Genomic DNA, 21,932 nt, shown 5'->3' with positions numbered 1-21,932 from the left:
GCGCCAGCCCGACGACTGCCTTCCCTTGACGACCACGACACCTCTCCGCATCGAATTTCCCGAATCGCTCCCTGTCTCGGGCAGGCGCGACGAAATCATGGCCGCCATATCGGCGCACCAGGTTGTGATCGTTTGCGGCGAGACGGGCTCGGGCAAGACCACGCAGCTACCGAAGATCGCGCTCGCGCTGGGCCGCGGCAAGCTCAATGCCGAGCCCGGCAAGGGCCGGCTCATCGGCCACACGCAGCCGCGCCGCATCGCCGCGAGCTCGGTGGCCAAGCGCATCGCCGAAGAGCTGAAGACGCCGCTGGGCGACGTGGTCGGCTTCAAGGTGCGCTTTCAGGACCGCTTGAGCCGGGACGCCTCGGTCAAGCTGATGACCGACGGCATCTTGCTGGCCGAAACGCAGACCGATCCGCTGCTGAAGGCCTACGACACGCTCATCATCGACGAGGCTCACGAGCGCTCGCTGAACATCGATTTCCTGCTGGGCTACCTGCGCGAGATCCTTCCGCGCCGGCCCGACCTGAAGGTGATCGTCACCTCGGCCACCATCGACGCCGATCGCTTCGCGCAGCATTTCGCCTCGGCCAAGGGACCGGCGCCGACCATCATGGTGTCGGGCCGCACCTTCCCGGTGGAGCAGCGCTACCGCCCCTTCGAAGAGTCGCGCGAGCATGACCTGAACGACGCCATTGCCGACGGTGTCGACGAACTCTGGCGCGATCCGCACAACGCGGGCGACATCCTCGTGTTCCTGCCCGGCGAGCGCGAGATCCGCGAGGCGGCCGACCATCTGCGCCGCCACCTGAGCCACCAGCCGCTGCTGCGCAATGCCGAGGTGCTACCGCTGTTCGCGCGGCTCTCGGGCCCCGAGCAGGACCGCATCTTCGACGGCCACACGGGCCGGCGCATCGTGCTGGCCACCAACGTGGCCGAAACCTCGCTTACGGTGCCGGGCATCCGCTACGTGATCGACACCGGCACGGCACGCGTCAAGCGTTACAGCTTCCGCAGCAAGGTCGAACAGCTGCTGGTCGAGCCGATCAGCCAGGCTGCGGCCAACCAGCGCGCGGGCCGTTGCGGTCGTGTGGCGAACGGCATCTGCATCCGGCTCTACGACGAGAAGGATTTCGAGGGCCGGCCGCGTTTCACCGATCCTGAAATCCTGCGTTCGTCGCTGGCCGGCGTGATCCTGCGGATGAAATCACTGCGCCTCGGTGACGTGGCGCGCTTTCCGTTCCTGGAAGCGCCTTCCCCGCGCGCGATTGCCGACGGCTACCAGTTGCTCAACGAGCTGGGCGCGGTCGACGACGCCAACGAGCTCACGCACACCGGCGCCGAGCTGTCGAGGCTGCCGCTGGACCCGCGCGTGGGCCGCATGATCCTGGAAGCCCGCTCGCGTGGCGCGCTCGAAGAGGTGCTCATCATCGCGTCGGCTCTCAGCGTGCAGGACGTGCGGGATCGCCCGATGGAAGCACAGCAGCAGGCCGACCAGGCGCATTCGAAGTTCGACGACGAGAAGAGCGAGTTCAGCGGCTACCTGCGGCTGTGGAAGTGGATCGCCGACGCGCGCGGCGGCCATGGCGACACTCACAAGCTCAGCAACCGGCAGTACGAACAGCTGCTGCGGCAGAACTTCATCAACATCCGCCGCGTGCGCGAATGGCGCGACATCCATTCGCAGCTGCTCACGGTGGTTACCGAGCACAAGTGGCGCCTGAATGCGGAGCCGGCCGGCTACGAGCCGCTGCACCTGTCGATGCTCGCAGGCCTGCTGGGCAATGTCGGCTGGAAGCTCGAAGACGACGAGGCGTACCTCGGCGCGCGCGGCATCAAGTTCTACAAGCACCCAGGCGCGCACCTGAAGAAGAAGCCCGGCCGCTGGATCGTCGCGGCCGAACTGGTCGAGACCACGCGGCTCTTCGGGCGCGGCATCGCCAACATCGAGCCGCAGTGGCTCGAACAGGTGGCTGAGCATCTGCTGAAGAAGCAGTTGCTCGATCCGCACTGGGAGAAAAAGGGCGCGCAGGTGTCTGCGCTGGAGCGGGCAACGCTGTACGGCCTCGTTGTCTACAGCGGCCGGCGTGTCGACTTCACCAAGGTCGATCCGGTCGCGGCGCGCGAGATCTTCATCCGCGAGGCGCTGGTCGCGGGGCAGTGGGAGAGCAAGTTCCCGTTCCTCCAGGCCAACCGCAAGCTGGTGCGCGAGGTCGAAGGGCTGGAGCACAAGTCGCGCCGGCAGGACGTGCTGGTCGACGACGAGCTGATCTTCGCCTTCTACGACGCACAGCTGCCCGCCGACGTGGCCAGCGGCATCACCTTCGAGAACTGGTACCGCCATGCCTCGAAGGACCAACCGCGCCTGCTGTTCCTGACACGTGACGAACTGATGCGCCACCAGGCGGCCGGCATCACGACGCAATCGTTCCCGCCGACGCTTCGACTCGGCGGTGTGGATTGCGCCGCGACCTACCTGCATGAGCCCGGCGACGCGAAGGACGGCCTCACGGTCAGCGTGCCGCTGTTCGTGCTCAACCAGGTGAGCGAGGAGCGCTGCGAGTGGCTGGTCACGGGCATGCTCAAGGACAAGATCCAGGCGCTGCTCAAGAGCCTGCCGCAGCGCCCGCGATCGCGGCTGGTGCCGCTGCCCGAGTCGGCGTCGAAGCTGGCGGAAGAACTGTCCGTGCCCGAGCTGTTCGGCACAGGCTCGCTGACTGACGTGCTGCTCAAGCGCGTGCGCGACATGACCAGCATCGACGTCAAGCGCGCGGACTTCAAGCTCGACATGCTGCCGCCGCACCTGTTCATGAACCTGCGCGTGATCGATGAGCACGGCCGGCAGCTGGGCATGGGGCGCAACCTCGGTGCGCTGAAGGCTGAGCTTGGTGCGCAGGCGCGGGGTGCTTTCCAGGCGCTGGCGGGGCTCAACGTCAAGGCGTCGCCGGAGAAGAATGCGGCGGCTGCGCCCGAAGGCAAGTCAGGGGCGCCTGCAAAGGATGCGAGCCAGGCCACCGCACCCGCTGCATTGCCTGCAGGCCAGCGCTACACGGGCTGGACTTTCGGCGAGCTGCCCGAGCTGATGGAAGTGCGCCGCGGCTCGCAATCGCTGATCGGCTTCCCGGCGCTGCGCGACGAAGGCGATGCGGTGACCATCGAGGTGTTCGACGAGCCCGCCGTGGCAGCCGCAAAGCACCGCGCCGGCCTGCGGCGCCTGTTCGCGCTGCAGCTGAAAGACGCGCTCAAGTACCTCGAGAAGAACATTCCCGACCTGCAGAAGATGTCGGTGGCCTACATGCCGCTGGGCACCTCCGAGGAGCTGCGCACGCAGATCATCGACGTGGCGATCGACCGGGCCTTCCTGCAGGAGCCGCTGCCGACCGACGAGTTCGCCTTCAAGCGCCGGCTGGAGGAGGGCCGCGGCCGCCTCACGCTCATCGCGAATGAGGTGGCCCGGCTCGCGTCGACCATCCTCGTCGAATATGCAGCGGCCGCGCGCAAGATCAAGGACACGAAGATCCAGCCCGACGCCGTGCAGGACGCCGCGCAGCAACTGCAGCGTCTCGTCGGCAAGCGCTTCATCGCCGATGCGCCGTGGACGCAGCTGCAGCATTTCGCGCGCTACCTCAAGGCGATCGTGCTGCGGCTCGACAAGCTGCGTGCCGACCCGGCGCGCGACGCCGCCAAGCTCGCCGAGCTGAAGCCGCAGGACCAGCGCTACTGGCGCCTTGTGGCCGAGCGCAAGGGCGTGGTGGACGACCGCATGCTCGAATTCCGCTGGCTGCTCGAAGAGTTGCGCGTGAGCTTCTTCGCACAGGAGCTGCGCACGCCGCAGCCGGTGAGCGTGAAGCGGCTCGACAAGGCCTGGGCCCAGTTGCAGGCCTGATCCGCAGGCCGCGGAGGACGAAAAAAAGCCCGCTTGCGCGGGCTTTTTCTTTGCGGCGTGCCTGGGCCTATATGCGTCCCATGAGAACCAGGATCACGACGATCAGCACGACCAGGCCGACACCGCCGCTGGGACCATAGCCCCAGGCCCGGCTGTATCCCCAGCTCGGCAGCGCGCCGATCAATATCAGGATCAGGACGATCAGCAGAATGAACGAGAGCGACATGTTTTCTCCAGGGCGGTTGTTGTGACGAGCTTTCATGCTCCCCCCGCCATGTCGCGCAGATCGCCGGAGAGCCGCCCCTTCGGTGGTCGGTGAACGTCCTACCCTGGCCGTCGGCGCGTTGCCGGCGCCTGCGCAGGCAGGAACAGCATTGCCACCGCAATGAGCAGGAAAACGAGGCCAATGCCACCGGTGATGACGGCGCCGCCCCACAGCGAGAAGAAGCCGTTCAGCATGGCGTCCTGCGGGTTGCGCGGATCGAAGAAGACGTCGACTTTCTCGCCGACGCCGTAGGCCGGCGGGTTGCTGCTGCTCGACGGCGTGAACTCGATGATTTCGCCGCCCGGCGCCTTGAAGCGCACCAGTGGCTTCCAGGTGCCCGAACTGTTGCTCTTCGAGCTTTCCACATGCAGCAGCCGCAGGACTTCGCCCTCCGTGCGGCTGGCCGACGCGATGAACGCCGACGTATGCTGGTACAGCAGCAGGGCGATGCCGCACAGCAGCGCGCCGACCACGCTGAAAACGAGCCTGACGATGGTGGTGGGCTGTTTCGTCATCGACGTGCGGCTGCCGCAAGCGTCAGAGCCGCGCGAGGCGCTCCAGCGCGGCGAGCAGCGTTTCGTCCTTCTTGGCGAAGCAGAAGCGCACCACGCGCTGGTCGAAGCCGTCGCCATAGAAAGCTGACAGCGGGATCGCCGCCACGCCGATCTCGCGCGTGAGCCACAGGCAGAACTCGGCTTCGGACAGATCGCTGACTGCCGAGATATCGACGCACTGGAAGTAGCTGCCTTCGCTGCGCAGCAGCTTGAAGCGGGTTTTTTCGGCCAGGCCCGCCGCGAACAAGTCGCGCTTGCGCTGATAGAAGGCCGGCAGTTCGAGGTACGGCTTCGGCTCGCCCATGTACTGCGCAAGCGCGTGCTGCATCGGCGTGTTCACGGTGAACACGTTGAACTGGTGCACCTTGCGGAACTCGGCCATCAGCGGGGCCGGTGCGGCCACATAGCCGACCTTCCAGCCGGTGACGTGGTACGTCTTGCCGAAGCTGCTGACGATGAAGCTGCGCGCTGCCAGGCCTGGAAAGCGGGCCACGCTTTCGTGGCGGGCGCTGTCGAACACCATGTGTTCGTAGACCTCGTCGCTGATCACGAACACGTTGGTGGGGGCGAGCAGCTCTTCGAGCTGGCGCATTTCGGCTTCGGTCCAGACCGTGGCGCTCGGGTTGTGCGGCGTGTTGATGATGATGGCGCGCGTGCGCGGCGTGAGCGCTGCGGCGATCTTGTCGAAGTCGGGGCGGAAGGTCCCCGGCGTGATCGGCACGCGCACCACGCTGCCGCCGGCCAGCTCGATGTTGGGCACGTAGCTGTCGTAGCAGGGTTCGAGCACGATCACTTCGTCGCCCGGGCGCACGATGGCGAGGATGGCGGTGATGATGGCCTGCGTGGCGCCGGCGGTCACGGTGATTTCCGTGGCCGCGCTGTAGCTGTAGCCGTACATCGCCGAGATCTTGGCGGCGATGGCGTCGCGCAGCGCCGGGATGCCGGGCATCGGCGGGTACTGGTTGTGGCCCGCGGCCATGGCGGCCGTGACGTCCTCGAGCAGCTTCGGATCGCAGTGGAAATCCGGAAAGCCCTGGCCCAGGTTGACCGCGTTCTTCTCGGCGGCCAGCGCCGACATCACGGTGAAGATGGTGGTGCCGACGGCCGGCAGCTTGGTGACGATGTCGGGCGTGCGTGGGGATTGAACTGTACTCATAGCTCGTAGTCTTGTTGATGGCCACTGAGGGCCTTGGCGATCAGGTTGCGGTCGAGGCGGTCGGACAGCAGCTCGGCGAACTTGAAGACAAAGTTGCGCAGATAGGCGCTGCGCTTGAACGCGACACGCGCAATATTCTGGCCGAACACATGGCCCATCGGGCGCACCACGAGGTCGGCATTCGACTCGTCGCGCACGGCCATTTCGGCCACGATGCCCACGCCCAGCCCGAGGCGCACGTAGGTCTTGATCACGTCGGAGTCGATGGCTTCGAGCGCGATGCGCGGCGTGAGCTTTTTCTGCGCGAACGCATGGTCGATGCGCGTGCGGCCGGTGAACGAGGGGTGGTACGTAATGATCGGCTCGCTCGCCAGGTCTTCGAGCGAAATGCGCTCCTTGGCGGCCAGCGGATGGTCCTTGGGCAGCACCAGAACGTGCTGCCATTCGTAGCAGGGCAGGGTCACCAGCTCGGCGTAGCCGTCGAGCGATTCGGTGGCGATGCCGATTTCGGCGATTTCGTCGATCACCATGCGCGCCACCTGGTCGGGCGAGCCCTGGTGCAGGCTCACGTTGACCTTGGGATAGGCCTCGCGCAGGTTGGCCACGGGCACGGGCAGCACGTAGCGCGCCTGGGTGTGCGTGGTGGCGATGGAGAGGGTGCCGCTGTCCTGCGCGCTGAACTGTTCGCCGATGCGCTTGAGATTGCCCACCTCGCGCATGATGAGCTCGATGCTGGCAATGACGTGCTGGCCCGGCTCGGTAACGCGTTTGAGCCGCTTGCCATGGCGCGCGAAGATTTCAACGCCCAGTTCTTCCTCGAGCTCGATGATGGCCTTGGAGACACCGGGTTGCGAGGTGTGGAGCGCCTTGGCCGCCTCGGTGAGGTTCAGGTTGCGCCGCACGGCTTCCTGAACAAACTTGAACTGATGCAGATTCATATCAAATTCCGTCTTATTGCGGAATTCATTATGCCTTCGGAATCTATCGAAATTGCCGGATGTTCACTATTTGACCGCAATTCTGGCCAGGAGATCGACCAGTTCGGGCTCTTCGCCCACGATGCGGGCGAGCGAGAAGCCAATGTCGGGCCAGCGCTGGCGCAGTGCCTCGAGTTGGTGCGGCAGGTCTTCGCGGGCGTGCTTGCCCATGCCGAGGAAGAGAGGAACGACGCGGATGGCGGTGGCACCGCCTGCAATCAGCGCCGCAACCGCCGTGGGCAAGTCGGGCGTTGCCAGCTCCATGTAGGCGCAGGCCACGCGGGCATCGGGCTCGTTTTTGCATACGCGCTCGGCCACGGCCTCGATGGGCTGGCGCCAGCGCTCGTCGCGCGAACCATGCGCCAGTAAAACGATGCCCTGGGTCATCGTCGCAAGACCAGCCAGCTGAAGGCTGTCAACGACATCACCGAATAGATCATTCCCGGCGCCGCCGCCGTGAGCCATGGCGACCAGTTGCTGAGGTTGCCGAGGTAGCCGAACACGTTGTTCAGCAGGAAGAAGCTGATGCCGATCATCACGCCGCCGAACACGTAGGTGGTGATGCCGGCCTGGCGGAAGTGAAGGTAGGCGAAGGGCAGGGCGAGCACCACCATCACCAGGCACGAGAGCGGATAGAACACCTTGCGCCAGAACTCGATCTCGTAGCGCTGCGCGGTCTGGCCATTGGCGTCGAGGTGGCGTATGTAGTCGAACAGGTCGATCGTGCTCATGCGGTCGGGGCGCAGGAGCGCGACCGAGACCATTTCGCTGGTCAGCGAGGTGGCCCAGTTCAGCTGCGGGGTCTTGGTCGTGGCAATGCGGGCCTGGTCGGCCGCGCCGCGCGTGTCGTACTTCTGCTCTTCCACGTCGGTGAGCATCCAGTGCCCGTCGCCGATGCGGGCCGAGCCTGCGGTGATCTGGGTGCTGATGTAGCCGTTGTCGTCGAATTCGAAGATGCGCGGGCTCTTCAGCGCGCCCTTGCGGTCGATGGACAGCACGTTCACCGCGTACGAGACATTGCCCCGTTTTTCCTTGAGCCAGGCGCCCGTGTTGCCCGCCAGCGAATAGATGCCCTGGTACTTGGCCTTGAGCAGTTGCCCCGTGCGCTCGGAAGCCGGGGCGACATAGTCGCCGACTGCGAAGGTCAGCACGACGAAGCCGATGCCCAGCAGCAGCAGGGTGCGCAACGCGCGCCAGGGGCCCAGCCCGCTGGTGCGCAGAATGGTGTATTCGGAGCTCTGCGCCAGCCGGGCCATGACGAAGATGGAGCCGATCAGCACCGTGATCGGCAGCAGCTCGTAGAGGTGGCTGGGGATCAGCAAGGTCACGTAGGCCAGCGCTTGCGCGGGCCCGTAGTTGAGGCTGTCCGGCTTGCCGATGGATTGCAGCTCGTCGACGAAGTCGAAGAAGAAAAAGAGGCTCAGGAAGCCGAGCGTCACGAACGCAACGGCCTTCAGCACCTCCACGTAGATCAGGCGTCTTATCGTTTTCACGTGGGTTCGATCTTGGGTGTGGGCGGCACGGCTGCGGACGGGCTTTGCTTCATGCGCCGGCCCCAGTTGTTCTGGCGGGCGCCAAGCCATGCCAGGTTGATCAGCAGCACGCCGCCATGCAACAGCAGCATGAAGTTGCCCATGCCGTACTTGCCGGAGCTGATCCAGCTCTGGCCCAGGTTGAGCATGTTGTAGTAGACGACGAACGCGAACAGCGCGAGCAGCAGGTTGCCGCTTCGGCCGACGCGCGGGTTGGCGCTCGACACGTTCAGCGCCAGGAGCACGAAGTTGATGGCCGTCAGCAGCATGCCGATGCGCCAGGCCAGTTCGCCGCGGCTGGGGGCGCTGGCGTCGGGCAACAGGGACAGCGTGCTGCGCGCGCGCGGCGGTGTCACGTCGTTGACCAGGCCGCTGTTGCCGCCTGCCCGGGTGCCGTAGGTCTTGAACTCGCTGATCTTCAGGCCTGTGTTGGCCATGGGCTGCTCGAGCCGCTGGCCGTTGTTGAGCAGCAGGTAGCGCGAATCGCCGATGTTCTCGATGCTGCCGCTGCGTGCCGAGGTCGTGATCTGCATGTTGCGCTCGATCGACCAGATGAAGACGTTGGTGGCCTTGGAGTTGTCCGGCGTCTCCTTGTCGATGAAGAACACGCGCACCCGGCCTGCGGATTCGCGGAACTCACCCGGCGCCACCCGCTCGATGTCGCTGCGCTGCTCGTACTGCTTGCGCATGCCGATGGTTTGCGAGTTGGCCCACGGCCAGCCCACCAGTGCCATCACCGCGATCAGGATCAGCACCGGCCAGGCGAAGCGGAACAGCGGCTTGATGAAGTCGGTCAGGCCGCGCCCGCTGGAAAACCAGATCACCATTTCGCTGTCGCGATACATGCGCGACAGGGTGCCGACGATGGCGATGAACAGGCTCAGGCTCAGGATGGTCGGCATGTAGCCGAGCACCGTGTAGGCCATCACCAGGAACACCTCCTGCGGGTTCACACTGCCCTTGGACGCGAGCCCGAGGGTACGGATGAGCATCATGGTCATCACGATGGTGACCAGTACCACGAGGGTCGCTCCGAAGCTGCGGGACAGCTCCTTGCGTAGGGAAGAATGGAATAACATCGTTCGAGGAAAAAAAGGATTATGGACTTTCAACTCAAGACCCTCACCGTCGCCCAGGCCGCAGCCGAGAAATCCGATGTCCTGATCGTGCTCGTCGGCAGCGCTCCTCTTACCTCCAAAGACCCGTTGTCGGTGCTCGCCGCCAGTGCCCGCAAGGCCGGCGACCTGCCCGACAAGGCCGGCAAGCTGCTGGGGCTTTACCGTCCGGAAGACGTCGTGGCATCCCGCGTGGTGCTCGCCGCCATCGGCGACGGCAAGCCCGCATCGGTGCGCAGCGGCGTGGTCGCAGCGGTCAATTCGGCCAAGGCCCAGGCCCCCAAGCGCGTGACTCTGGTGTTTGCCCAGCCTGCCGAAGGTGCGGCGGTGGCCGGCGCCGTCACGGCGGCGGCTGACGCCAGCTATGTCTACACCGCCACCAAGTCGAAGGCCGAACCCCGCAGCATCCGCCACCTGACCGTCGGCGTGGCCGATGCCGCCGCTGTCACCGGCGCCTTCGACGCCGCCCGAGCCACTGTCGCGGGCATCGAACTGGCCAAGGAGTGGGGCAACCGGCCCGCCAACCACGCCACGCCCACGCTGCTGGCCGAGGCCGCCAAGGGGCTGGCCAAGCTGCCGAACATCAAGTGCGAAGTGCTGGGGCCGAAGGAGGTCGAAAAGCTCGGCATGGGCTCCTTCGCCGCGGTGGCGCAGGGCTCGGCGGAGCCGCTGCGCTTCATCGTGCTGCGCTACCACGGGGCGCCCAAGGACCAGGCGCCCGTGGTGCTGGTCGGCAAGGGCATCACCTTCGACACCGGCGGCGTCTCGCTCAAGCCGGCTGCCGAAATGGACGAGATGAAGTTCGACATGTGCGGCGCGGCCAGCGTGCTCGGCACCTTCCGCGCGCTCGGCGACATCCAGCCCGCCATCAACGTCGTCGGCCTCATTCCTTCGTGCGAAAACATGAACGACGGCCGCGCGGTGAAGCCGGGCGACGTGGTGACCAGCATGAGCGGCCAGACCATCGAGGTGCTCAACACCGACGCTGAAGGCCGGCTGATCCTGTGCGACGCGCTGACCTATGCCAAGCGCTTCGAGCCAGCGGCAGTGATCGACATCGCCACGCTGACGGGCGCCTGTGTGGTGGCCCTGGGCGGCGTGCGCAGCGGCCTGTTCTCGACCAACGAAGCATTGGCCGCGGCGCTCGAAGCCGCTGGCGAGACCTCGCAGGACCGCTGCTGGCGCCTGCCGCTCGACGACGACTATGCGGAAGGCCTCAAGAGCAACTTCGCCGACGTGGCCAACATCGCCGGCCGCGCAGGTGGCGCCATCACTGCCGCCAAGTTCCTGCAGCGCTTCGCGGGCGACTTCGCCTGGGCGCATCTGGATATCGCGGGCACTGCGTGGAAGAGCGGGGCGGCCAAGGGTTCGACCGGCCGGCCAGTGGGCTTGCTGGTGTCGTACCTGACGAGTCGCGCGGCCAGCGACGACGCTGACGCCAAGACCGGCAAGGCCAAGAAAACCAAGACCCCCGGAGCCCCGGCCAAAAAGGCCCGGTCCGCGAAGTGACGGAAATCGGCTTTCACTACAACGCGCGGGACAAGCTGAACTACGCCTGCCGGCTGGTTCGCAAGGCCGTGAACACGCGCGGCCTGCGCGTGGTGGTCGTGGGCGATGCGCAGGCGCTCGACGCCGTGGACGCTGCGCTCTGGCAGCTGTCGCCGGTGGACTTCGTCGCGCACTGCCGAGACGATGCGCCGGCCCATGTGGTCGCGCGTTCGCCCGTCGTGCTGTCGGCGCAGGGCGCTGATGCGGCCTCGCTGCCGCACCGCGAGATGCTGGTGAACCTGGGCCTCGAAGTGCCTGCGGGCTTCGAGCGCTATGAACGCATGATCGACATCGTGAGCAACGAGGACAACGACCGCCAGGTCGGCCGTTCGCGCTGGCGCCACTATGCCGATCGTGGCTACACCATCCAGCCGCACGACTTCGCAAAGAGTCCCTGACATGGCCAGCACACTGCGCACGCCGCCCCGGTTCGTTCCCACGCTGACCACGGTGCTCGAGATCCCGGAGGAGCCCGCGATCCCCGAGCCGCAGGCCGCACCGGCATCCCAGCCTGACCCGGCGAGCGCCATGGCATTGCCGCCAGCTGCGCAGCTTTCGCAGGCGGAAATCGTCAGCCTCGAAGAGCAGTTGTTGCACCGCGTTCTGCAGCGCGTCGACCTGTCTCTGGAAGAGCGTTTGAGCGACACCGTGTCAGCTGCCGTTCAGCATCAACTCGATGCGATGGTGCCGCGATTGCGCAATGAAATCGAAGCCGTTTTGCGCGCGTTGGTGATCGAAGCGATGGCCGCCGAACTCAGCGAAAACACAGGGTCTACGCCAGCTTCCGGAGCCTGAATCCTCGGCTAAACTGCGCCGCAGGTCGGAAGGGCGTGAGGGTGCCGCTGGTCCGCGGCGCGAAACTTGCGAGGTCAGCGCGCCCGGATCACACGACCGGTTTTTTATTCTTTTCATCCAAGTTCTGGAGGTTCTCATGCAATTGAAATGGACTGCGGTCGCACTGGCTGCAATCACGCTCGTGGCTTGCGGCAAGAAGGAAGAAGCTGCTGCTCCCGCTGCAGCGCCCGCGCCAACGGCTGCGGCCCCGGCTGCACCTGCACCCGCACCTGCCGGAGAAACACTGGTCGTCAAGATCGGTCACGTTGGACCTACCAGCGGCGCCATCGCCCACCTCGGCAAGGACAACGAGTTCGGCGCCAAGATGGCCATCGAAGACCTGAATGCAAAGGGCCTCAAGATCGGCGACAAGGTTGCCAAGTTCGAACTGATCGCCGAAGACGACGCAGGCGATCCGAAGCAGGGCACGGCTGTGGCCCAGAAGCTCGTGGACGAAAAGGTCAACGGCGTGGTCGGTCACCTGAACTCGGGCACCACCATCCCCGCCTCGAAGCTCTACAGCGACGCCGGCATTCCGCAGATCTCGCCTTCGGCCACCAACCCGAAGTACACGCGTCAAGGCTTCAAGACCACGTTCCGCGTGGTGGCTGACGACACGCAACTCGGCGGCACGCTGGGCAAGTACGCTGTCGAAACGCTCAAGGGCAAGAACATTGCCGTGATCGACGACCGTACCGCTTACGGCCAAGGCGTTGCCGAAGAGTTCGAGAAATCGGCCAAGGCCGCTGGCGCCACCATCGTGGGCCACGAGTTCACCACCGACAAGTCGACCGACTTCAACGCCATCCTGACCAAGCTGAAGGCCTCCAAGCCCGACGTGCTGTTCTTCGGCGGCATGGACGCCGTTGGCGGCCCCATGCTCAAGCAGGTCAAGCAACTCGGCCTGAACGTCAAGTTCATGGGCGGCGACGGCCTGTGCACCAGCGAACTGCCGAAGCTGGCTGGCGATGCCATCGGCGAAGAGATGGTGGTGTGCGCCGAAGCCGGCGGTGTGGACGGCGACTTCAAGCAGCCGCTGGAAGACTTCAAGGCCAAGTTCAAGACCAAGAACGGCGTGGAAGTGCAGATCTATGCACCGTACGTGTACGACGCGGTCAACGTGCTGGCCGAAGCCATGGTGAAGGCCGGTTCGTCCGACCCCGCCAAGTACCTGCCTGAAGTCGGCAAGGTGCAATACAAGGGCGTGACCGGCCCGATCGCCTTCGACGAAAAGGGCGACATCAAGAACGGTGCCCTGACGCTGTACACCTACAAGGGTGGTGCACGCACGCAGATCGCCGTGGTGCGCTGATTCGCTTCGGCAAACCTGCGGTTGTCCGCAAAAGAGAAAAGGGCCTTCGGGCCCTTTTTTCATGGCCGCTTCAAAGGCGGCTTATTCAGGGTTCAGAGCGGTGCTAGACCCGAGGGGCGGTTGGCATTGCAGTACTCGATGAAGGCATCGAGGTCTCGCGACTTGTCGAACACCGCGTCGGCGCCGAGTGCCGTGCAGCGCGCCCGGATGTCCGCCGTCACGTAGTTGCTGAGCACCACCACCCGCTGGCTGGGCTTGCGGGTCTTGCAGCCGCCCAGCACGCCGAGGCCGGAGCCTTCCTTCAGAAACAGGTCGACGATCAGGAGCTGCCAGTCGTCGGGATGCGCCGCGAGCCATGCGAGGGCGTCTGTCTCGGTTTCGGCGAAGCCGACCACGCGGCCATTGACCAAATCCTCGAGTGCCGGGACCAGGTTATCCCTGATGGTCTTGTTGTCCTCGACGAGGAACGTGATGAGGGCCATGCCGTGGTTTCGCTTTGAGAACCAATAGCGTAGCGTGCCTGACGCTGATGCAGCGTAGGAGAAAGGATACGGACGGCGTATTGCGCGCCGTTCAGTCGGAGCTTTCGGCGCGGATCTTTGCCTTGAGCTTCTCGGCCAGAGCCTGGCTTTCGTCGCGCTCCGCGGTGACCTCGAGACGCTTCTCGATTTCCTCGCTCAGCGCGGCATTGACCTCGGCCAGCTTTTCAGCGGACTTGGCCAGCTTTTCTTCAAGTTGGCTCGTGTGCTCGATGGCCTGCGCCACCTCGCCGACCTGCACTTCCTCGGGCAGGTCCTGTTCGAGCACCGTGTTCACCACGGCGAGGTTGTCCGATGCCCGTTGCACGTCGGCGGCCACCTGCTCGCTCTTTTCGAGGGTGCGGTCCAGCGGTGTCTTGCCACGCGGCTGGGTTTTCGGTTGTCCGGCCATCGAGGCTCCTTTGTGGGCTTGAAATGAAAACCTTTGGATGGTACTGCCAGAAGAAAGTGTCCGAGTTCAGGAGTCAAGTTGTTGCAAAGCAACGCACTGCCTTTCAAGTCTGGTTGGGCCAGACGACAAAAAAGCCCAAGTGCTTGTGGCAACTTGGACTTCTTGCGTTGTCTTCATGTTCGTGAACGGTTACGAACAATCAATCTCTGGCGGAGCAGGCGGGATTCGAACCCGCGGAGGGCTATTAACCCTCACACGCTTTCCAGGCGTGCGACTTAAACCGCTCATCCACCGCTCCTGAGCCCACGATTGTAGCAGTCAGTTCAGGTCGGATTCGACGGCTTGCCTGCCTGAACCATGCGCATGGCTGACGCGATGAGCGCGGCGGTCTCGCTCATGTTGCTTGGCACGATCAGCGTGGTCTTGGAGTCGGCCGCGACCTTGCCGTAGGCGTCGACGGCGCGCTCGGCCACCTTGAGCTGCACGGCCTGTTCGCCGCCGGGCTTCTGGATGGCCGCGGCCACGCGTTCGATGGCGTCGGCCGTCGCGGTGGCGACCGCGGTAATAGCGGCGGCTTCACCCTGGGCGTTGTTGATCTGCGCCTGCTTCTCGCCTTCGGAGCGGGCGATGAAGGCCTCGCGTTCGCCGGTGGCGATGTTGATCTGCTCCTGGCGGCGGCCTTCTGAAGCCGCGATCAGCGCGCGCTTGCCGCGCTCGGCGGTGATCTGTGCCTGCATGGCCAGCAGGATTTCCTTCGGCGGCGTCAGGTCCTTGATTTCATAGCGCAGCACCTTCACGCCCCAGTTGAGCGCGGCCTCGTCGATGGCGGCGACCACCTGAGCATTGATGACGTCGCGTTCCTCGAAGGTCTTGTCGAGCTCCAGCTTGCCGATCACGCTGCGCAGCGAGGTCTGTGCGAGCTGCGTCACCGCCACGATGTAGTTCGACGAGCCGTAGCTCGCGCGCATCGGGTCGGTCACCTGGAAGTACAGGATGCCGTCGACCTGCAGCTGCGTGTTGTCGCGCGTGATGCAGATCTGGCTCGGCACGTCGAGCGGGATTTCCTTCAGGCTGTGCTTGTAGGCCACCCGGTCGATGAACGGAATCAGGAAGTTGGGGCCGGGCGTCATGGTGCCGTGGTACTTGCCGAGGCGCTCGCGCACCCAGGCGTTCTGTTGCGGCACGAACTTCACCGACTGGCTGATGAAGATGATCGCGATGACCAGGATGATGAGAGGGACCGAAAATTCCATGGTGCGCTTCCTTTTCTGAGTTCTACGTATTGACTAAACCTTGTCGACGACCAGCCGGCTGCCGATGACTTCGACCACGCGGTGTTCGCCGGTCGAGGGCGTGCGGCCCGCGCGCTGGATCACCGTCCACTGCGCACCCCGGTAGCGCACGGTCGCCGTGCCGTCGGCATTCCAGGCATCGACGTGCACGGTCTCGCCGATGTCGAGGTTCACGTCGCGGTTGGTTCCGGTGGGCGGGGCAGGCGGGCGCTTGCGCTGGATCGAGTACCAGGTCAGCACGGCGCCCACGCCGATGACCGAGGCCACGATCAGCTGGGTGACGGTGCCGAAGCCCAAGTGAGCCGCGATTGCCGCGGCCGCGAAGCCGGCGGCCAGCAGCAGAAGATAGACGGTGCCCGAGAGCAACTCGACCACGATGGCTACCCCCGCAATCAGCCACCAGACGGTGGAATTCGCCATGTCGACTCCTCTTTTCCTTATTCGATGCGCGCCATTCTGATGCATCTGCTACAAGCGCTTGCCCTGCGTAGGGGTACTGCGCCCAAGCCGGCGAAAGGGAGCTTGCCGCACAGGCCCGAATGGCTTGCACGAGCCTGACCAGATTCGTCATCCGAATTCCGTACACTTCGCGCCTCGCCTTATTGCCTGTCTGTCAGTCCGTCCGGAGCCCCGCTCATGAAATTCCGCTTTCCCATCGTCATCATCGACGAGGACTTCCGCTCCGAAAACACCTCGGGCCTCGGCATTCGCGCGCTCGCGCAGGCCTTCGAAAGCGAGGGCTTCGAGGTGCTGGGCGTCACGAGTTATGGCGACCTGAGCCAGTTCGCCCAGCAGCAAAGCCGCGCCAGCGCGTTCATCCTGTCGATCGACGACGAGGAGTTCACGGTCGGCCCCGACCTCGACCCGGCCGTGCTGAACCTGCGCAACTTCATCGGCGAAGTGCGGCGCAAGAACGCCGATGTGCCGATCTATATCTACGGCGAAACGAAGACTTCGCGCCACATCCCGAACGACATCCTGCGCGAGCTGCACGGCTTCATCCACATGTTCGAGGACACCCCCGAATTCGTGGCGCGCCACATCATCCGCGAGGCCAAGAGCTATCTCGAGGGCGTGCAGCCGCCGTTCTTCAAGGCGCTGATCGACTACGCGGAAGACGGCTCCTATTCGTGGCACTGCCCGGGCCACTCGGGTGGCGTGGCGTTCCTGAAGAGCCCGGTGGGCCAGATGTTCCACCAGTTCTTCGGCGAGAACATGCTGCGCGCAGACGTCTGCAACGCGGTCGAAGAGTTGGGTCAGCTGCTCGACCACACTGGCCCGGTGGCTGCCAGCGAGCGCAATGCGGCGCGCATCTTCAATGCCGACCACTGCTTCTTCGTGACCAACGGCACCAGCACCAGCAACAAGATGGTGTGGCACCACACGGTGGCGCCGGGCGACGTGGTGGTGGTCGATCGCAACTGCCACAAGTCGATCCTGCACGCGATCATCATGACCGGCGCGATTCCGGTGTTCATGAAGCCCACGCGCAACCACTTCGGCATCATCGGCCCGATCCCGAAGAGCGAGTTCGAGCAAAGCGCGATCAAGGCCAAGATCAAGGCCAACCCGCTGCTGGCCGACGTGGACCCCGACAAGGTCAAGCCGCGCGTGATGACGCTCACGCAATCGACCTACGACGGCGTGATCTACAACACCGAGACCATCAAGAACATGCTCGACGGTTACGTCGACACGCTGCACTTCGACGAGGCGTGGCTGCCGCACGCGGCTTTCCACCCGTTCTACGGCGCCTATCACGCGATGGGCAAGCGCCGCGTTCGCCCCAAGGAATCGCTGGTGTTCGCCACGCAGTCGACGCACAAGCTGCTGGCCGGCATCAGCCAGGCCAGCCACGTGCTGGTGCAGGACTCGCAGAACCGCCAGCTCGACCGCGACCTCTTCAACGAGGCCTACCTGATGCACTCATCGACCAGCCCGCAATACGCGATCATCGCGAGTTGCGACGTGGCTGCCGCCATGATGGAGCCGCCCGGCGGCACCGCGCTGGTGGAAGAAAGCATTCTCGAAGCGCTCGACTTCCGCCGCGCCATGCGCAAGGTCGAGGCGGAGTTCGGCAAGGACGAGTGGTGGTTCAAGGTCTGGGGCCCCGAGAAGCTCGTTGAAGAAGGCATTGGCCGCGCCGACGACTGGATCATGCAGGGCGAGAAGAACGGCAAGCCCAAGAACAAGAAGTCGCCGCGCAACTGGCACGGCTTCGGCGAATTGGCTGATGGCTTCAACATGCTCGACCCGATCAAGTCGACCATCGTCACGCCGGGCCTCGACCTCGAAGGCAACTTCGCCGAAACCGGCATCCCGGCCAGCGTGGTGACCAAGTTCCTCGCCGAGCACGGCGTGATCGTGGAGAAGACCGGGCTCTACAGCTTCTTCATCATGTTCACCATCGGCATCACCAAGGGCCGCTGGAACACGCTGCTGACGGCGCTGCAGCAGTTCAAGGACGACTACGCGCGCAACCAGCCGATGTGGCGCATCCTGCCCGAGTTCTGCCAGCAGCATCCGGGCTACGAACGCCTCGGCCTGCGCGACCTGTGCCAGCACATCCACCAGCTGTACGCGCGCTACGACGTGGCCCGCCTCACGACCGAGATGTACCTGAGCGACCTCACGCCGGCCATGAAGCCCAGCGACGCCTTCGCCCACATCGCGCACCGCAAGACCGAGCGCGTGGAAATCGACGAGCTCGAAGGCCGCATCACCACCAGCCTGATCACGCCGTACCCGCCGGGCATTCCGCTGCTGATTCCGGGCGAGGTTTTCAACAAGAAGATCGTCGACTACCTCAAGTTCTCGCGCGAGTTCAACACGCAGTGCCCGGGTTTCGAGACAGACATCCACGGCCTGGTTGCGCGCGTCGACGAGACGGGCAAGAAGCGCTACTACGCGGACTGCGTCAGGGAAGTGAAGTAGGCCCAAGCCTGCCGGCCGGACCGATCGAAGGGCCGGCCTAGCCTTCGCGCACCCGCATGAAGCGCGCGAAGCGGGGCAGGCCCTTGGCGGTGGTGCCGTTGTAGCGGTAGGTCACCCAGCTGCCGATGGCGGGCGGGTTCTCACGTTCGGCGTCGGTCAGTCCGGTGCCGAGCTTGAAGCGCTTGCCGTCGGCCGTCTCTACCACCAGCGCGCCTAGCCGGCCACTGTGCTTGCCCTTGCCGGGCACGTGTTCGACCACGCGGGCTTCGGCGTCTTCGTAGGGCTTGACCTTCAGCAGGTTGCTGTTGCGCTCCCCACGGTACTGGGAGCTGCCGCGGTGGAGCATCAGGCCTTCGCCGCCCATCTTTACTGTCTTGTCGAGCAGCGCCAGCAAGGCGGCGTGCGTGGTTGCGCGTTCCTGCGGAACCACGACGACCCATGGCGCATCGGTAATCGGCAGCAGCTTGCGCAGCACGGCGAGGCGCGTCGTGAAGTCGCCGCCCTGCGCGGGCAGGTCGAACACCATGAAGTGCATCTCGCGCCAGGCGATGTCGTTGGGCGTCTGGCTGCGCACCGTGGAGACGGCGCGCGCGAACTGGCCGCGTCCCGCCCACAGTTCGCCATCGAGCGGCTGCTTTGGCAGCGGGGCGGTGAACCATGCCGGCGCCACGATCCGCTCGCCACCGCGTGTCCAGAGCTGCTTGCCGTCCCAGTAGCCGCGTACACCGTCGTACTTCTCGCTGACCCAGTAGTCGTGCAGCGACATGCCGGGGCGGTAGACCTCGGCCAGCATCAGCGAGGGCGCCGCCTCGCGCGCGAACGCGGCAGGCGCGGCGATCGCGCCGAAAGCGGCAAGCAGGAGGGAGCGTCGGTTCAGCACGATGCTATGAAATAAATAGCGCAACACGGCCATCTCGTGGCCGTGTGAGGGATCGATGGCAGGGTTACTCGGCCATCCCGCCGACGACGTTGCTGAAGCCGCCGTCCACGTAGGTGATCTCGGCGGTCACGCCGCTGGCCAGGTCGCTCAGCAGGAAGGCAGCCACGTTGCCGACTTCCTCGATGGTCACGTTGCGGCGGATCGGCGAGGCGTCGGCCACGGCCGCCAGCATCTTGCCGAAACCCTTGATGCCACTGGCTGCCAGCGTCTTGATCGGACCCGCGCTGATGCCGTTGACGCGCATGCCCTTCGGGCCGAGCGAGGCGGCGGTGTAGCGCACCGAGGCTTCGAGCGAGGCCTTGGCCAGGCCCATGGTGTTGTAGTTGGGCAGCGCGCGCTCGGCGCCCAGGTAGGTCAGCGTGAGCAGGGCCGACTTGTCGTTGAGATAGGGCAGGGCCGACTTGGCCATGGCCGGAAAGCTGTACGCGCTGATGTCGTGCGCGATCTTGAAGCCTTCGCGCGAGAGCCCGTCTAGGAAGTCGCCCGCAATGGATTCGCGCGGTGCGAAGCCGATGCTGTGCACGAAGCCGTCGAACTTCGGCCAAGTCTGTGCAAGGTCGGCGAAGAGCTTGTCGATCTGCGCGTCGTCGCCCACGTCGCAATCGAAAATCAGCTTCGAGCCAAAGTCTGCGGCATATTCGGTGATACGGTCCTTGAATCGCTCGCCGACATAGCTGAAGGCGAGCTCCGCGCCCTGTTCATGACAGGCCTTGGCAATGCCATAAGCAATGGAGCGATTGCTCAACACACCGGTGATCAACAGTTTTTTGCCGGAAAGAAAGCCCATGAAGTTGCCTCGTGAAAATCTTGGGCAGAATTCTCGCATGCGAGGTTGGCTGCTTCTGATATTGGCTCTCTTGGCGCTTCCCTCGTGGGCAGCGCATGGTCTGGGCATGGGTTACGAGCCGAAGTACCCGGCGTCGTTCAAGAATTTCGACTACGTGAATCCCGATGCCCCCAAGGGCGGCGAGCTGATCCTCTCGGCCAGCGGAACCTTCGACAAGCTCAACCCCTTCACGCTGCGGGGCGTGCCGCCGCAGGGCATGGGCTACAGCGCCAACGGCTTCGTGTTCTCCGAATACGGCCTGATTTTCGATTCGCTGATGACGCCGAGCGAAGACGAGCCCTTCTCCAACTACGGCATGCTGGCCGAAGACGTGCAGCTTGCCGCAGACCGCCTGAGCGTCACTTTCCGCCTGAACCCGAAAGCCAAGTTCTCCGACGGCTCCCCGGTGCTCGCGAAGGACGTGAAGTACTCCTTCGACACCTTGATGAGCAAGCAGGCCGGGCCGACCTTCCGCTCGTACTGGGTCGACATCAAGGACGCCGTGGTGGTGGGAGAGCGCACGATCCGCTTCGACTTCAAGCGCCAGAACTCCGAGCTGCACATGATCATTGGCCAGTTGCCGGTGTTCTCGAGTGCCTGGGGCAAGGGCAAGCCCTTCGACCAGATCGTGAGTGAGCCGCCGATAGCCAGTGGGCCGTACGTGGTGGACAAGGTCGACTTCGGCAAGTACATCTCGTACCGCCGGCGGCCGGACTACTGGGCCGCCGATCTCCCGGTGCGCAAGGGGATGTTCAATTTCGGCGAGGTGTCGTACCAGTACTTCAAGGACTCGCTGGGTGAAGAGGAGTCGCTCAAGGCCGGCTCACTCGATGCGATGGAAGAACGCTCGATCATCGCCTGGGTGCGCCGCTACAAGGGGCGGCGCTTCGATTCCGGCGAACTGGTCAAGGAAGAGATTTCGCACCGCCGCTTCACCGGCATGCAGGGCCTCTCGCCCAACCTGCGGCAGCCTCGCTTCCAGGACATGCGCGTGCGACAGGCATTGGCGCTGGCCTTCGATTTCGACTGGCTCAACCAGCATCTCTTCTACGGGCGCAGGGCCCGCACGATGAGCTACTTCCAGAACAGCGATGACCTCATGGCCCAGCCCGAGATCAGCCCCGAGGAGCAAGTGCTGATCGAGCACCTCAAGAACAGGCAGCGATACATCGACAACACGAAGGGCGAACTACCGCGCCCCGCCAGCAGCGGAGACACCTCCGAAGGCCTGCGGCGCAACCTGGTCCGCGCGCAGGAACTGCTCAAAGAGGCGGGGTGGACCTACAGGAATGGCGCCTTGCGCGACAAGGATGGCACGCCTTTCGTCATCAACTTCGACATTCCGGACCGCAGCTCGGGTGTGGTGCTGGCGCCCTATGCGCGCAACCTCGCCAAGCTGGGAATCGCGCTGGACTATCGCTTGCGCGACCCGAGCCTGATAAAGAAGAAGCAGGACGAGCTCGACTTCGACATGGTCATCAACATCGCGGGTGGCTCATCGAGTCCGGGCAACGAGCTGTACGACGATTTCGGCTCGAAATCGGCCAATGAAAAGGGGAGCCAGAACCTCAGCGGCATCAGCGATCCGGTGATCGACGAGATTCTCGAAGTGATCGTCAACAGCCCGGACCGCAAGTCGCTCGCAGCAGGCGCGCGGCTGCTGGACCGTTACTTGCTCCACCAGCACTACGTGATCCCGATGTACTACGGCAAGCAATATTTCATTGCCCACAAGCGCAAGCTGCGCCGCCCCGAAGCGCCGTTGCCGCAACGTCTTCTCGCCGGCTCGGCGATGCTGACGACGTGGTGGATCGACCCGGCAGCGAAGTAG

Annotated in this window: 20 protein-coding genes and 1 tRNA gene; 7 read left to right on the top strand and 14 right to left on the bottom strand. The window is 64.7% G+C overall.

Features of this window, described 5'->3' with window-relative positions; translation table 11 throughout:
• Positions 1-97: 97 nt before the first annotated feature.
• On the top strand, positions 98-3,886 hold the full coding sequence (gene hrpA, locus NWF24_RS16330; protein ID WP_375338461.1) for an ATP-dependent RNA helicase HrpA: 3,789 nt from the start codon (positions 98-100) through the stop codon (positions 3,884-3,886).
• 67 nt (positions 3,887-3,953) lie between these two features.
• Here the strand turns inward: hrpA and NWF24_RS16325 are convergent, their stop codons facing one another.
• The 7 genes from NWF24_RS16325 to lptF all read right to left on the bottom strand — a co-directional run bounded on the left by NWF24_RS16325 (position 3,954) and on the right by lptF (position 9,449).
• Positions 3,954-4,112: a DUF3309 family protein gene (locus NWF24_RS16325; protein ID WP_093054714.1), complete on the bottom strand. Its 159-nt coding sequence runs from the start codon at positions 4,110-4,112 to the stop codon at positions 3,954-3,956.
• Between the two features lie 98 nt (positions 4,113-4,210).
• A complete protein-coding gene (locus NWF24_RS16320) occupies positions 4,211-4,666 on the bottom strand; it encodes a DUF3592 domain-containing protein (protein WP_258355084.1) in 456 nt (151 codons plus the stop codon).
• 22 nt (positions 4,667-4,688) lie between these two features.
• Positions 4,689-5,861 carry a pyridoxal phosphate-dependent aminotransferase gene (locus tag NWF24_RS16315; protein ID WP_258355083.1) on the bottom strand — a complete coding sequence of 391 codons (1,173 nt, stop codon included), beginning with the start codon at positions 5,859-5,861 and terminating at the stop codon, positions 4,689-4,691.
• Positions 5,858-6,799, bottom strand: a complete 942-nt coding sequence (locus NWF24_RS16310) for a CysB family HTH-type transcriptional regulator (protein ID WP_007832298.1) — start codon at positions 6,797-6,799, stop codon at positions 5,858-5,860. The genes NWF24_RS16315 and NWF24_RS16310 overlap by 4 nt, the downstream gene beginning before the upstream one ends.
• Positions 6,800-6,865: 66 nt before the next feature.
• Complete coding sequence (locus NWF24_RS16305) at positions 6,866-7,225, bottom strand: sirohydrochlorin chelatase (protein WP_258355082.1); 360 nt, start codon at positions 7,223-7,225, stop codon at positions 6,866-6,868.
• The gene (gene lptG, locus NWF24_RS16300) at positions 7,222-8,331 is read right to left on the bottom strand and encodes an LPS export ABC transporter permease LptG (RefSeq protein WP_258355081.1); all 1,110 of its coding nucleotides are present in this window, start codon (positions 8,329-8,331) and stop codon (positions 7,222-7,224) included. Before lptG ends, NWF24_RS16305 begins: the two co-directional genes overlap by 4 nt.
• Positions 8,328-9,449: an LPS export ABC transporter permease LptF gene (gene lptF / locus NWF24_RS16295; RefSeq protein ID WP_258355080.1), complete on the bottom strand. Its 1,122-nt coding sequence runs from the start codon at positions 9,447-9,449 to the stop codon at positions 8,328-8,330. Before lptF ends, lptG begins: the two co-directional genes overlap by 4 nt.
• A 21-nt stretch (positions 9,450-9,470) precedes the next feature.
• Between lptF and NWF24_RS16290 the strand changes: the two genes are divergently transcribed.
• From NWF24_RS16290 to NWF24_RS16275, 4 genes are all read left to right on the top strand, one after another.
• Positions 9,471-10,994 carry a leucyl aminopeptidase gene (locus NWF24_RS16290; protein ID WP_258355079.1) on the top strand — a complete coding sequence of 508 codons (1,524 nt, stop codon included), beginning with the start codon at positions 9,471-9,473 and terminating at the stop codon, positions 10,992-10,994.
• Positions 10,991-11,431, top strand: a complete 441-nt coding sequence (locus NWF24_RS16285) for a DNA polymerase III subunit chi (RefSeq protein WP_258355078.1) — start codon at positions 10,991-10,993, stop codon at positions 11,429-11,431. Before NWF24_RS16290 ends, NWF24_RS16285 begins: the two co-directional genes overlap by 4 nt.
• A 1-nt stretch (position 11,432) precedes the next feature.
• Positions 11,433-11,828 (top strand): hypothetical protein, encoded by a 396-nt coding sequence (locus tag NWF24_RS16280; RefSeq protein ID WP_258355077.1) that lies wholly within the window; start codon positions 11,433-11,435, stop codon positions 11,826-11,828.
• 136 nt (positions 11,829-11,964) lie between these two features.
• A complete protein-coding gene (locus tag NWF24_RS16275) occupies positions 11,965-13,179 on the top strand; it encodes a branched-chain amino acid ABC transporter substrate-binding protein (protein ID WP_093054731.1) in 1,215 nt (404 codons plus the stop codon).
• Between the two features lie 92 nt (positions 13,180-13,271).
• Here NWF24_RS16275 and NWF24_RS16270 read toward each other — a convergent pair whose 3' ends face one another.
• The 5 genes from NWF24_RS16270 to NWF24_RS16250 all read right to left on the bottom strand — a co-directional run bounded on the left by NWF24_RS16270 (position 13,272) and on the right by NWF24_RS16250 (position 15,821).
• On the bottom strand, positions 13,272-13,661 hold the full coding sequence (locus tag NWF24_RS16270; protein ID WP_258355076.1) for a response regulator: 390 nt from the start codon (positions 13,659-13,661) through the stop codon (positions 13,272-13,274).
• A 91-nt stretch (positions 13,662-13,752) separates the two neighbouring features.
• The gene (locus NWF24_RS16265) at positions 13,753-14,109 is read right to left on the bottom strand and encodes a hypothetical protein (RefSeq protein ID WP_258355075.1); all 357 of its coding nucleotides are present in this window, start codon (positions 14,107-14,109) and stop codon (positions 13,753-13,755) included.
• Between the two features lie 207 nt (positions 14,110-14,316).
• Positions 14,317-14,407, bottom strand: a tRNA-Ser gene (locus NWF24_RS16260).
• A 25-nt stretch (positions 14,408-14,432) separates the two neighbouring features.
• Positions 14,433-15,362 carry an SPFH domain-containing protein gene (locus NWF24_RS16255; RefSeq protein WP_258355074.1) on the bottom strand — a complete coding sequence of 310 codons (930 nt, stop codon included), beginning with the start codon at positions 15,360-15,362 and terminating at the stop codon, positions 14,433-14,435.
• A 33-nt stretch (positions 15,363-15,395) separates the two neighbouring features.
• The gene (locus NWF24_RS16250; protein ID WP_258355073.1) at positions 15,396-15,821 is read right to left on the bottom strand and encodes an NfeD family protein; all 426 of its coding nucleotides are present in this window, start codon (positions 15,819-15,821) and stop codon (positions 15,396-15,398) included.
• Between the two features lie 216 nt (positions 15,822-16,037).
• Between NWF24_RS16250 and NWF24_RS16245 the strand changes: the two genes are divergently transcribed.
• A complete protein-coding gene (locus NWF24_RS16245) occupies positions 16,038-18,335 on the top strand; it encodes an arginine/lysine/ornithine decarboxylase (RefSeq protein ID WP_093054744.1) in 2,298 nt (765 codons plus the stop codon).
• Between the two features lie 37 nt (positions 18,336-18,372).
• Here NWF24_RS16245 and NWF24_RS16240 read toward each other — a convergent pair whose 3' ends face one another.
• Positions 18,373-19,215: a DNA ligase gene (locus tag NWF24_RS16240; RefSeq protein WP_258355072.1), complete on the bottom strand. Its 843-nt coding sequence runs from the start codon at positions 19,213-19,215 to the stop codon at positions 18,373-18,375.
• A gap of 64 nt (positions 19,216-19,279) precedes the next feature.
• Positions 19,280-20,062 (bottom strand): enoyl-ACP reductase FabI, encoded by a 783-nt coding sequence (gene fabI / locus NWF24_RS16235; RefSeq protein ID WP_130424770.1) that lies wholly within the window; start codon positions 20,060-20,062, stop codon positions 19,280-19,282.
• 70 nt (positions 20,063-20,132) lie between these two features.
• Between fabI and NWF24_RS16230 the strand changes: the two genes are divergently transcribed.
• Positions 20,133-21,932, top strand: coding sequence for an extracellular solute-binding protein (locus NWF24_RS16230; RefSeq protein WP_258355071.1), 1,800 nt, complete (start codon positions 20,133-20,135; stop codon positions 21,930-21,932).

Origin of the sequence: Variovorax paradoxus (assembly GCF_024734665.1) — a bacterium.
Lineage (GTDB): Bacteria > Pseudomonadota > Gammaproteobacteria > Burkholderiales > Burkholderiaceae_C > Variovorax.
The sequence above is the reverse complement of the archived record's forward strand: the minus strand, read 5'-3'. Positions and strand labels throughout refer to the sequence as shown.

Excerpts from the sequence above, each read along its gene's own strand:
- hrpA (WP_375338461.1), top strand. The coding sequence starts at position 98 with ATGGCCGCCATATCGGCGCACCAGGTTGTGATCGTTTGCGGCGAGACG.
- NWF24_RS16325 (WP_093054714.1), bottom strand. The coding sequence starts at position 4,112 with ATGTCGCTCTCGTTCATTCTGCTGATCGTCCTGATCCTGATATTGATC.
- NWF24_RS16320 (WP_258355084.1), bottom strand. The coding sequence starts at position 4,666 with ATGACGAAACAGCCCACCACCATCGTCAGGCTCGTTTTCAGCGTGGTC.
- NWF24_RS16315 (WP_258355083.1), bottom strand. The coding sequence starts at position 5,861 with ATGAGTACAGTTCAATCCCCACGCACGCCCGACATCGTCACCAAGCTG.
- NWF24_RS16310 (WP_007832298.1), bottom strand. The coding sequence starts at position 6,799 with ATGAATCTGCATCAGTTCAAGTTTGTTCAGGAAGCCGTGCGGCGCAAC.
- NWF24_RS16305 (WP_258355082.1), bottom strand. The coding sequence starts at position 7,225 with ATGACCCAGGGCATCGTTTTACTGGCGCATGGTTCGCGCGACGAGCGC.
- lptF (WP_258355080.1), bottom strand. The coding sequence starts at position 9,449 with ATGTTATTCCATTCTTCCCTACGCAAGGAGCTGTCCCGCAGCTTCGGA.
- NWF24_RS16290 (WP_258355079.1), top strand. The coding sequence starts at position 9,471 with ATGGACTTTCAACTCAAGACCCTCACCGTCGCCCAGGCCGCAGCCGAG.
- NWF24_RS16280 (WP_258355077.1), top strand. The coding sequence starts at position 11,433 with ATGGCCAGCACACTGCGCACGCCGCCCCGGTTCGTTCCCACGCTGACC.
- NWF24_RS16275 (WP_093054731.1), top strand. The coding sequence starts at position 11,965 with ATGCAATTGAAATGGACTGCGGTCGCACTGGCTGCAATCACGCTCGTG.
- NWF24_RS16270 (WP_258355076.1), bottom strand. The coding sequence starts at position 13,661 with ATGGCCCTCATCACGTTCCTCGTCGAGGACAACAAGACCATCAGGGAT.
- NWF24_RS16265 (WP_258355075.1), bottom strand. The coding sequence starts at position 14,109 with ATGGCCGGACAACCGAAAACCCAGCCGCGTGGCAAGACACCGCTGGAC.
- NWF24_RS16255 (WP_258355074.1), bottom strand. The coding sequence starts at position 15,362 with ATGGAATTTTCGGTCCCTCTCATCATCCTGGTCATCGCGATCATCTTC.
- NWF24_RS16250 (WP_258355073.1), bottom strand. The coding sequence starts at position 15,821 with ATGGCGAATTCCACCGTCTGGTGGCTGATTGCGGGGGTAGCCATCGTG.
- NWF24_RS16245 (WP_093054744.1), top strand. The coding sequence starts at position 16,038 with ATGAAATTCCGCTTTCCCATCGTCATCATCGACGAGGACTTCCGCTCC.
- fabI (WP_130424770.1), bottom strand. The coding sequence starts at position 20,062 with ATGGGCTTTCTTTCCGGCAAAAAACTGTTGATCACCGGTGTGTTGAGC.